The 13,476-nt window shown below is 58.2% G+C and carries 11 protein-coding genes; 2 read left to right on the plus strand and 9 right to left on the minus strand.

The window, feature by feature from the left end; all coding sequences use genetic code 11:
* The coding region (locus tag J9893_RS11170) for a hypothetical protein (RefSeq protein WP_210600377.1) at window positions 1–249 on the plus strand (249 nt) is incomplete at its 5' end.
* Window positions 250–357: 108 nt separating this feature from the next.
* Here the strand turns inward: J9893_RS11170 and J9893_RS11175 are convergent.
* The 6 genes from J9893_RS11175 to J9893_RS11200 are packed head-to-tail and all read right to left on the minus strand — an operon-like array spanning window position 358 to window position 5,188.
* Window positions 358–1,536, minus strand: a complete 1,179-nt coding sequence (locus J9893_RS11175) for a hypothetical protein (RefSeq protein ID WP_162540659.1) — start codon at window positions 1,534–1,536, stop codon at window positions 358–360.
* Window positions 1,537–1,538: 2 nt separating this feature from the next.
* Entirely contained in the window at window positions 1,539–2,201 is a 663-nt protein-coding gene (locus J9893_RS11180; protein WP_042016113.1) for an energy transducer TonB, read from the minus strand.
* Window positions 2,198–2,599 (minus strand): biopolymer transporter ExbD, encoded by a 402-nt coding sequence (locus J9893_RS11185; protein WP_010672232.1) that lies wholly within the window; start codon window positions 2,597–2,599, stop codon window positions 2,198–2,200. Before J9893_RS11185 ends, J9893_RS11180 begins: the two co-directional genes overlap by 4 nt.
* Entirely contained in the window at window positions 2,596–3,126 is a 531-nt protein-coding gene (locus J9893_RS11190; protein ID WP_103261024.1) for a MotA/TolQ/ExbB proton channel family protein, read from the minus strand. Before J9893_RS11190 ends, J9893_RS11185 begins: the two co-directional genes overlap by 4 nt.
* A complete protein-coding gene (locus J9893_RS11195) occupies window positions 3,123–4,430 on the minus strand; it encodes a MotA/TolQ/ExbB proton channel family protein (protein WP_043153623.1) in 1,308 nt (435 codons plus the stop codon). The genes J9893_RS11190 and J9893_RS11195 overlap by 4 nt, the downstream gene beginning before the upstream one ends.
* Complete coding sequence (locus J9893_RS11200; protein ID WP_210600376.1) at window positions 4,427–5,188, minus strand: DUF3450 domain-containing protein; 762 nt, start codon at window positions 5,186–5,188, stop codon at window positions 4,427–4,429. Before J9893_RS11200 ends, J9893_RS11195 begins: the two co-directional genes overlap by 4 nt.
* Window positions 5,189–5,399: 211 nt before the next feature.
* On the opposite strand from J9893_RS11200, the gene J9893_RS11205 reads away from it, so the two are divergent.
* Window positions 5,400–6,176, plus strand: coding sequence for a LuxR family transcriptional regulator (locus J9893_RS11205; protein ID WP_010672236.1), 777 nt, complete (start codon window positions 5,400–5,402; stop codon window positions 6,174–6,176).
* Between the two features lie 587 nt (window positions 6,177–6,763).
* Here the strand turns inward: J9893_RS11205 and J9893_RS11210 are convergent.
* From J9893_RS11210 to J9893_RS11220, 3 genes are all read right to left on the minus strand, one after another.
* Window positions 6,764–8,938: a Z1 domain-containing protein gene (locus J9893_RS11210; protein ID WP_201872997.1), complete on the minus strand. Its 2,175-nt coding sequence runs from the start codon at window positions 8,936–8,938 to the stop codon at window positions 6,764–6,766.
* Window positions 8,939–8,947: 9 nt separating this feature from the next.
* Window positions 8,948–11,776, minus strand: coding sequence for a helicase-related protein (locus J9893_RS11215; protein WP_201872999.1), 2,829 nt, complete (start codon window positions 11,774–11,776; stop codon window positions 8,948–8,950).
* Window positions 11,769–13,476: hypothetical protein (locus J9893_RS11220; RefSeq protein ID WP_210621919.1), on the minus strand; the 1,708-nt coding region annotated here is incomplete at its 5' end. The genes J9893_RS11215 and J9893_RS11220, both read right to left, overlap by 8 nt.

The raw sequence follows: 13,476 nt of genomic DNA on the forward strand, positions 1-13,476 counted from the left end.
GCAACTTTCGTTGCTTTGGTCACTTCATCAGACATTGAAAATCAAAAATTGTTTTTGATGCTCGATGCTGTGAGTGCCCACACAGATTGCTTGATTCAAATTGTTAAAGAGCGTCACGCTTATCGCGTTGAGGAGGCGCATCTTACACTCCTCACTTCGAAAGTCAAGCGGTTGTTTTCGCTTTTCTTTCGGCGCCGACTTCCTAAGGAAGCTGGCTCATCAGGTTGGCGTGTTCCGCCGTGCTGGTAGGGGCGCATTATAGGGAGCCGCGCCGGGATGACAAGGGCTTTTTGTAAAAATGCGCTCGTTTGCTGAAAAAGCAGGCTAAACCCCATGAAATGAGAGTTTACCCCAGTTTCATGCCGCTTTTTTGTTCATACCGTCAGTCTGGGCCTGAATGTAGTTGACCCAGCTGGTCGCCCTGTCTTGCCAGTTGTTCTGCTGTTGCAGCTCGCGAGCCAACACCAGCGCCTGAGCATATTGTTCTTTATTGAGGTGTGCCTGCACCAGCAGGGCCTTGGCTCTGTTGCCCTGCTCTCCCTTCACCGACTTGATGGCCACGAGCTGGGTCATGGCCGCATCCGTCTTGCCCTGTTGCAGCAGCAGTTCGGCAGCACGCATGGCGGCCTTGGGATGAGCATGTTCCCGGGCAAGCAGCTGCCAGCTGTCCACAGCCTTCGGCCACTCACGTGCCCCTTCCCACAACTGGGCCAGCAATTGGCGATTCTCGGCGTTCTGCTTCATCACCCCCTTGGCCATGGCAGACTCCAGCATACGCGCACCACGATAGGGCAGTCCCTGCCAGGCATACAGGCGGATCAGCTGGTTGCGGGCGGCGGCATCATCCATCAGTTGACGGTCGATGGCGGTTTGCAGCAGTGCAAGCGCTCGATCACCACGCTTGGCGGAGAGATTGAGCGACACAGCCTGCTGCCACCACTTGCTCTCTTTCGGCTCGCGGCGGACCAACTCTTCGGCCTGATCCGCAGCCACGCCGTAACGCTGCAACGCAGTGAGGGCGGAGAGGCGGATGATGGCTGCCTGCTTCTGCCAGCTTTTCTTCAACAGTTGTTCACTCTGGCTGGCTGCCTCGCCGTACTGCTTGTTGTGGTAATAGAGGCCAGCCAAGCGCAGACGCAAGGCATCGTCAGCCTTGATGGCCAATGCAGCCTTGTAGCTCGCGATGGCGCCGGACCAGTTGGATTGCTGGGCCTGGATATCCCCTCGCAGACGCAACAACTGAAGTCGTTGCTGCTCTGGCCACTCTTTATAAGCAAGAGCCTGCTCCACATAGCGACTCGCCTGTGCGGTCTGCTGCAGGTTGGCAGCCAGAGAGGCTTGTAACTGCGCCAGCCAGGCGTGCTCAGCCTCGGAACCGGGTTTGAGCACAGCCGCCTTGCTCTGGGCCTGTTGCCACTGGCCGGATTGATAGAGCTTCATCACGGGCTCCAGCTGGCGGGAGAAATGAGGGCTCACCTCCATCGCCAGACAGGCTTGGCTGACCAGGGCCAGCAGACAGATCCAGATCCGCAACATGGTTATGACTCCAATTTGAATTTGAGCGTGATGACTTGCACCAGCTTGTCGGTGGCGCCCGGCCTCGGCTGATAGCGCCACTTGTTGATCGCCTGAATGGCCGCTCGCTCGAACTGACGCTTCGGCTTGGCCTCGACCACCTCCACATCCTGTACCCGACCATCGGCATCGACGCTGAAACGCAAGGTCACGGACCCCTCGATGCCGGCCTGCTGGGCCCGGTAGGGATAAACAGGCTCAACCCGTTGCAGTGGCATCAAGAGGTCACCGGCACCGATTCCAGCGCCCTGCTGCTGACCATGGAAATTGCCGCTCGCGACCGGAGTGGGACTGGTCGCCACGCCAGGGGCAGAGACCTGTACCGCACTCAGAGTCGAGACCAGATCCAGGCTCGGTTGTACCGAAGGCAACGGGGCCGCCGCCGGCATGGGCATCGGTGTCGAGGCCAGCGCGGCAGGCGGCTCCGGCAGGGGTTCCGGCTCCTGGGGTACCGGCCGCTCACGCACCTGTACCTCGGTCACCTCGTTCTGCATGTTGATGACGATGGATTTCTGCTCTGTGGTCGCCTTCTCCCCTCCGGGCGGCTCCACCAGGGTGGCCATGAACAACAGGATGCCCAGACTGAGGGCGATCCCCAGTCCCAGGCTCATCAACTTGTGTTTCATTTCGGTGCCACCGCCACGGCGATGTTGGCGATGCCTGCCGCCTTGGCTTCATCCATCACCCGCACCACCTTGCCGTGGGGTACCCGTTCATCGGCCTGGATCACCAGGCTTGCCTCGGGCTGCTCCGCCAACAGTCGGGCGAGGGTGGCCTGCACCCGCTCCACATCCACCTGTTTGCGGTCGAGGAAGATCTGCCCCTGAGCGCCGATCGCCAGCATGATGCTGGACGATTTCTGCGCCTTGGCCTGGCTGGCCTGGGGTCTGTGTACCTCAAGCCCGGCTTCGCGCACGAAGGAGGTGGTCACGATGAAGAAGATCAGCATGATGAAGACGATATCCAGCATGGGGGTCATGTCGATCTGCACTTCATCGCGCTGGCGTTTGGATTGCCGTCTCATTGCATTACCTTCTCTTCTCGCAGGCCGTCCCGGGTCTTGGCCAGCGCACGCTTGGCCTGACTCTCGAGCCGGCTGAGTAACAACACGCCGGAGAGGGCCACCACCATGCCTGCCATGGTGGGGATGGTGGCGCGGGAGATCCCGCCCGCCATGCTCTCCGGGTTAAAGCGGTTGGCCGCAGCCAGCGCATCGAATACGCCTATCATGCCGGTCACTGTACCCAGCAACCCCAGCATGGGGCAGAGCACCACCAGGGTGCGGATGAAGATCAGATGACGGTTGAGCGCCAGCTCCACTTCTGCCAGCCAGCGCCCGCGAATCGCGCGAGCGTGCCAGCTGTGACGCTCGCGACGCGCCTGCCAGCGGCCCAGCAGCTGACGCTGCAACGGTGAAAACCCCAGGTTGAGGTAGAGCAGCCGCTCGATCATCAGAATCCACATCAGCACCAGCAAGGCCAGAATGACCCAGAGCACCGGGCCGCCACGGCCCATGAAGCTCTGCAACTGCTGCCAGATGTCGAGCATCATGCTACCCGCTCCACCCTGTCACCATTGCTTTCGGCCCGCTCGGCCAGGATCCCGGCCACCTGCTGTTCCAGCACGTTGGAAAGCTCGGTGAAACGGGACTGCAACAGGCTGTGGGCCAGGATCAGCGGAATGGCCGCCACCAGACCCTGCACCGTGGTGACCAGGGCCATGGAGATGCCGCCCGCCATGATCTTGGGATCGCCGGTACCGAACTGGGTGATGGCCTGGAAGGTGCCGATCATACCGGTCACTGTCCCGAGCAGACCCAGCATGGGGGCGATGGCCGCGATCACCTTGACCATGCCGATGCCGCGCTCCAGGCGAGGGGTCTCTTGCAGGATCGCCTCATCCAGACGCAGTTCGAGGGTCTCCATGCTCAGTTCTGGATGCTTGTCAGCCACCGTCAGCACCCGGCCGAGGGCGTTGTCGGCATGATATTCACCGCTCTTGAGTTGGCGACGAACCCGACCCAGTTCGCGAGAGAGGCTCCACAGCCGTACTCCAGCGATCCCCAGGCCGATGGCTGCCAGCAGCACGATGATGGCGCCGACCTGGCCGCCCTGCTGGACTTGCTGCCAGAAGGTGGGCGCCTGGGCCAGCATATCGAGCAGAACACCGTGGGAGGGATCCAGCGGCAACGCTTCTCCCTCCTGACCCTGATAAGCGGCCACAGCGGAAAGCACGCTGCCTGGCAGGCCCAGCACCGGACTCAGGCCTTCGGCCCCCGGTTGCAAGAAACCAGCATCGCCCAGCAGGGCGAAGCTGCCGATCCGGGTCAACGTCTGCTCGCTGGCAACGCCCTGGGCATCGAGCACCTTGCCGTTGAACTGGGCAACCCGGCCCGATTCGCGGATCTCCTGCAGCAAGGTGGCTGGCAGCAGGGCAAGGGCGGCGCGATCAGGCACCTGTTTATCCTGTGCCATGGTTTTCAGCGGGGCGAGACGATCAGGATACTGGCCCTCGACGGCGGATTCGCTCAGCAACTTGACCGCATCGCTGGCGCCCTGACGGGTGACCGCAAAGATCTCGTTCATGTCGCCGGAGGCCTGCTCCCACTGGGTATTGAGCTCCACCAGCTGCTTTTCATTGGCCGCGAACTGGCTGGCCAGCTCCTTGCTCAGGCGCTGGGCCTCGGCCAGCTTGGCACGGGCACTGCTCAGCTCCCTGGAGACAGACGCCAGATCCTGCTGAGCCTTCTGCTCACGGGCCTGTTCCTGCTGCTGCCAGGCTTCCTCGGCCACGGCGGCTGTGGTGCCCAGAGAGAGGGCGAGGGCAAGGGGTAACCACTTCATGGTGACGCTCATGACTGGGCCTCCTGACCACGGCTGACGGAAAGGGGGACATTCAACAACTGGGGAACTTTCTTGTCGGCAGCCATTTCCAGCGCCTCGGCGATGGGGGAGAGCCACTGGCCGTCGAGGGCTTGCCACTGCTTGTGCTCGGCAGACCAGCGCCACGCCTGGGAGCGATCGGCGGTCATCGCCAGCAGGGAGATCCGACCCAGAGCCAGCACGTCGACCCGGCGCGGTGCGCCATCCAGCACCAGCTCGGCGGAATAATGGTCCAGCCTGCTGCCGTATTCGGCTTCAATCTGATAGGCCTGCAATAGCTGGCGGAACTTCTCCGCCTCGCTCACATCGGCTCTGGCCAGCGTCGCTTTCAAGGCAGCAACCCGCGCCAGACGATCCTCCCTGCGCAGCGGGATGTCATCCTGTACCAGCTGTTCCAGATCGGCTTGCATCTGCAGCATCAGGGGGACAAGCCCCTGTCTGGTCTCCTGTACCGCCTCCAACTGCTGGTTCAGCTTGCCCAGCTCGTTTTGCTGATCGGCCACCAGAGACTGCATGTAGTGGTTGTAGGCTTCCAGATCCCGCAGTTGCAGTTGGGCATTTTGCAGCTCAATCCTGGCGGCGACGGCGCCATCGGCGGCTTTCTCCACACGCAGCTGGGAGGCTTTCCCGTCGGCGATACTGTTCTTCAATGCTGGCGCAACCACCTCGTCGGCGGACACGACGCAATGAACGGCCATGGGTAACAAGGCCAGACCCCAAAACTTGTTCATGATATAAATCTTAACAATGATAACTATTCTCATTGTCTCAAAGAGTAGGGTCACTGGCAATCAGATGATTTTCTTGGCCTCTGGCCGAAAAAACAGGATACTTTTTAGACAAGTACGGGAATAACTGGCGTTGGTAGTCGCAACACCATTTTAAATAACTAAAAAATGTCTTTTCGATCAGCAAGATAAGTGATCGAAAAAGGAGACTTACATGTTTAACGATGCGATCTGGGAACACATAGATCGGTTCACCAAGGCGAAGAAGACCAGCGAGATCCAGCAACAACTGGAGCGCTTCAGTCATCAGATGGGGTTTGATTACTTCCGTTTGCTGATTATTTTCCCCATCAGCATGCAGAAATCCCATGTGGCCTTGTTCAACAACTGCCCCACCAGCTGGTTTGATGCCTATTCGGAACGGCACTACCTGACCCAGGATCCGGTCGTCTTCCTGGGACTGAAGCAGACCCAGCCCATCTTCTGGAACAAGCTCGATTGCGATGCCCCCTGGTTGCCCAGCGCCAGCAGGGAGGTGATGAACCTGGCCGCCGACTTCGGGGTGAGGAACGGCGTCTCCTTCCCGCTGCACACGCCGCAGGGGGAACACGGCATCCTCTCTTTCATCAGCAAGGAGAAGTCCAATTCCGATCTGATGTTTGAAAACGTTCCCCTGCTGTCATTCTGCGCCAGCTACATCTTCAACTCGGCCCTGACCCTCATCAAGGCCAGACCAGACCTGATGAAATACCTGGCCGAGCTGTCGGATCGGGAGAAGGAGTGCCTTTTCTGGGCCAGCGAGGGCAAGACCTCCTGGGAGATCGCCACCATCCTCGGCATCAGCGAGCGAACCGTGAACTTCCACCTCAATCAGGTCACCAACAAGACGGACTCGCGCAACCGCAACCAGGCGATCGCCAAGAGCATCTCCAGCGGCATCATTGTGCCTTCCCTGGACGACGTCACCATCACCAACCTGCGGCTGTCATAGCCTGTTTTGCCAAAACAAAAAGAGCCGCAGTGCGGCTCTTGTGGGATGAAAATAAAGTTTCATCCTGAACCATCCAAAATTTTGCCAGTTTTGGCAGTTTTATGTTCAATTGATAATCTAAAGTATCATCCTAAGAAAGGTTTGACCCCGCCATTCCACCGACATAGATGAAAATAAAGTTTCATCCTTTCTAATGGAAACCATGTCAGCCCGAAGACTCTGTCTTGTTCCTTTGGTCACTAATCCGGTACCTCATAGACCTACATCCCCGCTGCCGCTTGTGCCACATTCGAAGCAACGCGGGATGGCCCGAATCCAGGAAGTCGATGATTCGCACATCAGTCTTGCTCGCATGATCCCGGTGCAGACGCCCGGCGTACTGTTGCAGTGTACCCCGCCAGGACACCTGGCATCGCAAGGATAAGTGTATCAAGTGGCGGGAGGTCGAAGCCTTCGCCGACCAATTTGCATATAGCCAATAATATACGTGGCGTATCAGGCGGCAACAGCGACCATCTGCTGGAGCGTGCGCCAGGATCAGCTCGCCTAATTAGAGTCGTACAGAGTCATTTGGCTTTCCGTGTTCTTCAGTCGTTATTCAGTGTTTCGTGGGCAAAGATGGCCGTCGGGGTGTTCTTCTGGGCAGAGATCACCGGCCAATAGAAGGGAGCCCCCGTCCAACCCTTTTCTTCCCGGCCGTTCTGCCGAATCAGTATCAGCATGGGGTTGTCGATAGCGTACGTCTTGCGAATCTGGCCTTCAGTCTTGGTGCTGTCCGGTGCGTCGGCATAGAGGGCATGCGAGCCCGCGCTGACGGTGCGCTGGATTTCCCGGTCGGTACGCACCAGGCACCAGACTTTGCCTTGCTCACTGCGCTTCTTCGTAAGACTGCCCAGATACTGCAGCGCAGAGCGTGCTGCCTCCCAGTCGAAGCAATAGCCCTCGTCCGCCTCCATTTTGAAGGTTGGCTCCAGGGTATTCAGTAGCTCAATCGCCACCGCTACCGGTATCAGGAAAGGCTCATCAAAGCTGCCGTTACCGGCGAGCTTGTCGAGCCGCTGGTCGAGCTCCTCGGTGACCGGTCGCAGGTAGGTCTTGGGCAACACCTGGAAGCCGACAGGGAGGATGCGCTTGAACGGCTTGAGCGTGGTGGTTTGCGACAAAGCGATTTTGTTAGGACTACAGGGCTGCACAGCATTGCCGGGAGCTTTCTGGATGAAGACCACCGACTGTTCAGGGTTCTTGGCAAGGGACTCGCGCAGGGCCACATCGCTCTCGTGCATGCGCTTCATGGCGGCGTAAATGGTCGGCTCGGTGTAGAAACGGGTGACTGCCAGATCCTGCCGCGGGCGGAAGCCGAACATGCGCGAGTGCTGCAGCACGGTGTCCTGCTGGTACACGTTGGGTTTGCGGCCGTAGTAGAAGCCGATCAGGTTGGTGATGGTGACCCCACGGTCGAGAATCTGCCCACCGATGAAAATGTTCAGCGGGGTGCGCAGCTTCAGTTGACCATCATCATCGAGCAGCTCCTCGACCTGTTTCTCGGAGTTGACCTTGGTGATCATCAGCCAGTCTTGCTTGAGCGCAGTCTGCACTTCCTGAGCGACCTCTTCCAGCAGGGGGAGATAGTCTCCCTGTAGCTCGACCGAGGGCTGCAGCTCCTGGTAGGCGCGTTGAATGAGGCTGCTCAACAGCTGCGGCTCCTGGCTTACTGCTGCGCTGAGCATTTCCTTGATCTTCTCGACCAGCTCCTCCTGCCAGGCATGCGCCGTGGTATTGGCCTCGGTATGCACCAGGAAGCTGAACTTCTTCGCGGCTTTGCCAGCCTGCTTGTCCTGCAATCGGCGGATACAGCCGCCGATGATGAAGTTACAGATGGCATCGCGCAGGGTCGGGATCGCCCTGCTTGTCAGCACCTCCTCCAACTTCAGGCGGCGACCGTCCTTCTTGCGCAGAACCTGCAGCTCGTCCAGATGCACGGGCTGATAGAGAAACTTGGCTAGGTGACCCTCTGCCTTGCTGTCTTCGAAGTAATAGTCGCTGCCGACATATGCGGCATTGACGGGGACTAGCTTGGTGAAGGCTGGGCGAATCGGCTTGAAGCTATTGCCCTTGAACTGCACATCGGCAGGCTGCAGGTAAAGCGAGTAAGGGGTTGCTGTGACCTGCAGGAAGGCGGCACGCTCGACGATGACGCGCAGGTGCTCGAGCTGACGAGCGGTGACGTTGATGTCCAGTTCGCCCTTGTCGCGCTTGAAGCCGACGCTGGCGTAATCCGCCTCGTCGTCGATGATCAGCACGCGCTTGGCTTTGAGCTGCGGGTATTTGCTTTCGAACAGATCGATGAGCCGACTGAGGTTGTCGGTCTGCTTCTTCACCACCAGCACCAGCTTCTGGTTCAGCTCGAAACCGGTCAGATGGCCGGGCATGGTCATGATGTCGAAGACCTTGAGCAGGTCGTTCTCGTCATGCACACGGAACTCGCTCTTGATGCGCTCGTAGGTCTGCTTGGCCAGGGCCTTGGTGCCCTTGGTCAGCACCACAGCCACATCGAATTCGTTGTCGAAGGCCAGCGCCATGACTGCCAGGAAAGTTTTCGTCTTGCCCGACTGGATCTTACCCAGCAGCATGCCGGGGTGGTCTTCGCTGGTCCGGCTCTGCATCAGACGCTCGACGACCGACTCGATGCATTTGCAGTCTTCGCTGGAGTAACGCGCGTCGTCTTTGACAAAAGACGGGTAGAAATCACCCTGCTTGTTCATACTTCTTCCTTAAATCGTCCAGCCGGCGCTGGCCCACTGCAGGCTTTCTGGGATCAGGTAGCGGTTGCTGACGCTGGCGAGCCGTTGATTGACGACACTCTCCGCACAAGCAAACAGCGCCTTGCACTGCTCAGGTGTTGGTTTCAGATCGGCAGATTGTGCCGACTGCAGCAGCCACTGGCCAATGGCTGGGGTATTCAGTTGAGCGCACTGCTCGTTGACCTGGATGGTGACGAACTCCTGACGCATACGCTTCCCCTGCAATCCCTGCCAGCGCAGCATAGCTCCGAACAGAGCTCCTTCGCCTAGCTCATCTCCCTGCACCACTGCGGCTAGGCCGCCAAAGTCGTAATCACGAGCCTTGTTGAGCAGGTACTGCATGAACGGCGAGTTGAGGTCGAGCATATGGGTATCCGGTCGATGGACTGCCACCTCGCGATCCAGGGTGGCATCCATTCGCGGCGACGCCATGGGCGACATGCCTAGCTCGCGCATCACTAACTCAGGCAAACGGATACGCAGCAGTTTGCTCCTGTGGGTACGCTCGGCCACTTCGATACCTAGCTGATAACACATGCCCAGCACGAAGCTGAGCAGGTGCTCTTGGGTGATTTCCAGCTCATCACGCAGCTCGTTGGCATCACTTCTGGCCGCATACTCGAATAGTTCACGCTGCTTGGCGGTTGCCGTTTGCGCTTGGCGCAGGGCTTCGTCGATCCGTTCGCGGGTGCGCTTGATGCCCTGTAAGGTGGCGGCTTGCAGGATATCCTCGACATCAATTAGCTCGGCCAGCTCGCCGAGAATCTCGTCTTTCAGTCCGTCGTTGAATTCGTCTTTCTGTACCGCCGCCATGTCGTGAACCACGGAGTCGATACGGTCGTACAGCAGGTCGATGATCTGCTGATCCATGGTGTCGGGCTGGTGGACATTGAAGACCACGACTTTTTTCTTCTGGCCGTAGCGATAAAGGCGACCGATCCGCTGCACCAGACGCATGGGGTTCCAGGGCAGATCGTAGTTGACCATGATGTGGCACTGGCGCTGCAGGTTGATACCTTCGCCTCCGGCCTCGGTAGAGATCAGGAACTGCCCTTGATCCTCGAAGCGGGCAATGGCATCGCGGCGCTCAGCATGCCCCATCGAGCCATTGATCAGCTCGACTTTGTCTGCGCCGAAATGACACCGCAAGGTCTCGCACAGGTAGTTTTGCGTCGTGCGGTACTCGGTGAAGATCAACACCTTCTCTGCTGGATTGGCTGCAAGAATCTTGCGGATGACCTCATCGATGAACAGCTGGAGCTTGCGGTCGTTATGCTTGAGCTGTTCAGCTTCCTTGATCAGCTTATTCAGCAGCAAAATTTCCCCGGCGAAAAACTCTTTAGCGTCAGTCGTAAGTAGCTCTTCCCACTCACCGAAGTAGCGCTCATCGACAGGCTCATCCGTTCCGTGCGCGCCGTTGAGTTTCTTTTCCAGGCGAGCCAGGCGATTGCGCAGCGCGTTGAGGATCGCCGCCGAGCTGGATGCAGCCAGCTTACGATAAACCGTCATCACGAAACCGATGGCATTACCTGTGCGCCCCATCTCCACACCAGCTGCGTAGCCCCGGCGCAGGTAGTCCTGCAGGATCTTGTCAAAGGCCTGTGACTCCTCGCTAGCAGGCACTTTCATCGCACGCGTGAGCTTACCCTGGAAGATGAAGTTACCCTCAGCATCGGTCACATCCGCTTTGTGGTTGCGGTAGACCATGTCGTGGAGGATTTCCGGCTTTAGGTTGAGCAGTATCAGCTCTCGGCGACGCTCTGGGCGCAGCAGTTCGAGCAGGGCGATGAATTTGTCCTGCATCCCTTGGTGAGGCGTAGCGCTGAGCAGGAGCATGTGCCTAGCCTTGCTGCGCAAACTGGCTGCCAGGGAGTAACGCTCGGAACTGTCCAGTTTTTGCCCATATTGGCGGCGACTGAGGCGGTGCCCCTCGTCAAAAATGACCAGATCCCAAGGTTCAGCCTGCAGCAGGCTGGCCAAGTGTCCTTCTTGCTTCAGGCGATCCATGGAGCCGATCACGTGGTCATGCATCTTCCACTGACGCGGCTCGTTGATGAAGAAGTCTTCTCCGTAGATCTCGAACTCATCCAGTTTGAACTTGTGGTAGAGCTCTTCTTGCCACTGCTTGGTCAGCCCAGCCGGGGTGATCAGCAGAACTCGCTGTATCAGCCTGCGTTGAGTCAAAGCGTGGAGCAACATGCCGGTTTCGATGGTTTTACCGAGCCCCACATCATCGGCAATCAGCCAGTTGAAGTTGCCCGAGGCCAGGATGTGGTGAACCAGGTGGATCTGGTGTGGGAGCGGGTCGATATCTAGGTGCGAAAGCGCTCCGGTGTTCTCGTTCCAGGTTTCGATGGCATGTGCAAGCATCCTCAAGCGCATCCGCTCGGCATCCACAGCCTTGCCGGTAGCTGCCGTGATAAAGCGGTGCTTGGCGCCTTTCACTTGGCGCAGGTGCTGATAGGGCAACCAGTGCCGCTCTCCACTTTCCGGAAAATCGACCAGCACTTGCTGGGAACCCGCCAGGGTACGCTGCTGCATGATGCTGCCAATGCCCAGCGAGCGCACACCTGTACCGGGAGTCGCATCCTGTACATCCATGCTGTTCAGGAAGCCAGAGCCAACCAAGCTGGCGTCAACCATGCCTTGGGAGCGCTCAGGCATGAACCAGCTCACCTGCAATTGGGTGCCACTGTCTCCGTGAGCCATCTTGACCATGCCGCGACGGTGCTTTTCGCCGCTGGGCAGGGGTTGGCTAACCCAGCAGCCGGGAACATGGGTGAGGCTTTGATCAGGCATCGATTGAGATCTCCTTGTTCGTTTGCGTGGCCATTGAATACGCATCTACAGGAAGGGGCTTGTCACTCGCATAGCAGCCAGGTTCCTGAGGGTGTTTGGTTTGAAACACACCGAAAGCACGTAGCTTGGCTGTCTGCTCGATACCCAGCGGATCGCCAATGCCAAGGTCGCTGTACTCCTCGACAGGTAACTCATAAGGACTGCAAAAGTTGAACGGCAGATTGGCGGGTAAACAGCCTTGTAGGTTGAAAACCCGAAACCAGAGGAAACGGCTGAACGAGCGGAATGCTCGGCGGAGGCTAGACCTGTCGTACCAGTACTCGAACAACGATTCGATGAACTGCTCGATTTCCTCTATTTGCGGCAATGATTCAAAGGCTCGAACCAACAGCAAGGCTGTCGGCCATGACATAACATACTGCGACAAGTTGCTTGAACCGCTCCTGTCATAGGCAATCCAGTAGTAGTCGTTCTCAGCCCAAAGTGCCTTCACATGAGCAGCCAGGATCAGCTCATCTGGGATCATGCCTTTGTCGATTTCTCGCTCCAGTGCCAGCCGCGTGGCACCCCAGCCGCTCATCACAAAAATCTGCTGAACCAAGGGCAGCATCGACAATGACCAGCCCGCTCGGCTGATCAGCTCTACTGCTTTCTGCAGAGCTCGATCTTCACGGCTAAGCCTTCCATCAGGCAGCTCTGCATCAGAATCTGAGCTATCTAGGCTGTCATACACGTCGTCAGGATCGAAGGCATAAGCAGCATATTCGTCGTCAATATGCCCATCATAAATGTCAGACTCATCAGTCACACCAAAATTGAGCTCATCCTGCTCGACCAATAGCTCATCATTGTCGAAGAAGTCATCCTCAGGCTCATAGCTATCCGGCTGATCGACTTGATACACCCCCAAAAGGGGTACGGATTCGTTTCGAGCGCCCAGCTCTATGCCACCAACCAACTCTTGAATATCGCTGTCGCTGTAGTAGCTCTCTGAACCAGAAGGTCGCTGCTCATCAAGCATTGCTTCCTCAGGTGTCAGAGGCTGTCGAGGAACTGCATCGCAGAGGGAGTCGTCCGCCGTTACGGATACCGGTGTTGAGTGTGACGGCTCTACTTTGAAGTGAGGTGCATGGCGCACTAGGATCTTGGCCCCCTGCGGCGTTAACGCCACATCCACCGGCTTACATGCACGAGCCCAGGACAGGGTTTTGCGCTCATCGGCAGAAATGACACACGTATCCTCAGTTACTGGCAAAGAAACCGGCAAAATGACCGTTTCGTTGCCGTGGCTCGACTCCAGACCATGAGGGTGGCCTGCCAAATGAGACTCTTCGGGATGCGACTTGACCGGTTCAGGGACTTCGTCCCGCCAGCTTGGGGCAGCGTCTAGTCCGACAAAAACGCTGGCATCGGAGGTGATGTATTCCAGATCAGCTGCTGTGACCGCCTCGTCATCCATCTCTGAGACGTGATCGACTTCTTGGGGCTGCTCAATAAAGGCGGTCTGCTGCCGTCTCGCCAGCAAAGCGCGCTGCATCAAAGCCGCCGCCTGCTTTGGACGGCGCTGCAGTATGTATACTCGCCCTAACAGATCTAGAAGCTCGGGATCTTCGTTCTCAGTAAGCCCCTCCTCCAGCAGCTCCTCTGCAGCAACCAGCTTTCCGGAACTCACCAGGGCGTTGACTGATTGCAGCAGTTGC

Origin of the sequence: Aeromonas sp. MaB10011B, assembly GCF_017939325.1 — a bacterium.
Taxonomy (GTDB): Bacteria; Pseudomonadota; Gammaproteobacteria; order Enterobacterales; family Aeromonadaceae; genus Aeromonas; species Aeromonas caviae.

Bases quoted from the DNA above. Each gene is read 5' to 3' on its own strand.
- J9893_RS11215 (WP_201872999.1), bottom strand. From the start codon at position 11,776: ATGCCTGATCAAAGCCTCACCCATGTTCCCGGCTGCTGGGTTAGCCAA.
- J9893_RS11185 (WP_010672232.1), bottom strand. From the start codon at position 2,599: ATGAGACGGCAATCCAAACGCCAGCGCGATGAAGTGCAGATCGACATG.
- J9893_RS11190 (WP_103261024.1), bottom strand. From the start codon at position 3,126: ATGATGCTCGACATCTGGCAGCAGTTGCAGAGCTTCATGGGCCGTGGC.
- J9893_RS11200 (WP_210600376.1), bottom strand. From the start codon at position 5,188: ATGAACAAGTTTTGGGGTCTGGCCTTGTTACCCATGGCCGTTCATTGC.
- J9893_RS11205 (WP_010672236.1), top strand. From the start codon at position 5,400: ATGTTTAACGATGCGATCTGGGAACACATAGATCGGTTCACCAAGGCG.
- J9893_RS11195 (WP_043153623.1), bottom strand. From the start codon at position 4,430: ATGAGCGTCACCATGAAGTGGTTACCCCTTGCCCTCGCCCTCTCTCTG.
- J9893_RS11210 (WP_201872997.1), bottom strand. From the start codon at position 8,938: ATGAACAAGCAGGGTGATTTCTACCCGTCTTTTGTCAAAGACGACGCG.
- J9893_RS11175 (WP_162540659.1), bottom strand. From the start codon at position 1,536: ATGTTGCGGATCTGGATCTGTCTGCTGGCCCTGGTCAGCCAAGCCTGT.
- J9893_RS11180 (WP_042016113.1), bottom strand. From the start codon at position 2,201: ATGAAACACAAGTTGATGAGCCTGGGACTGGGGATCGCCCTCAGTCTG.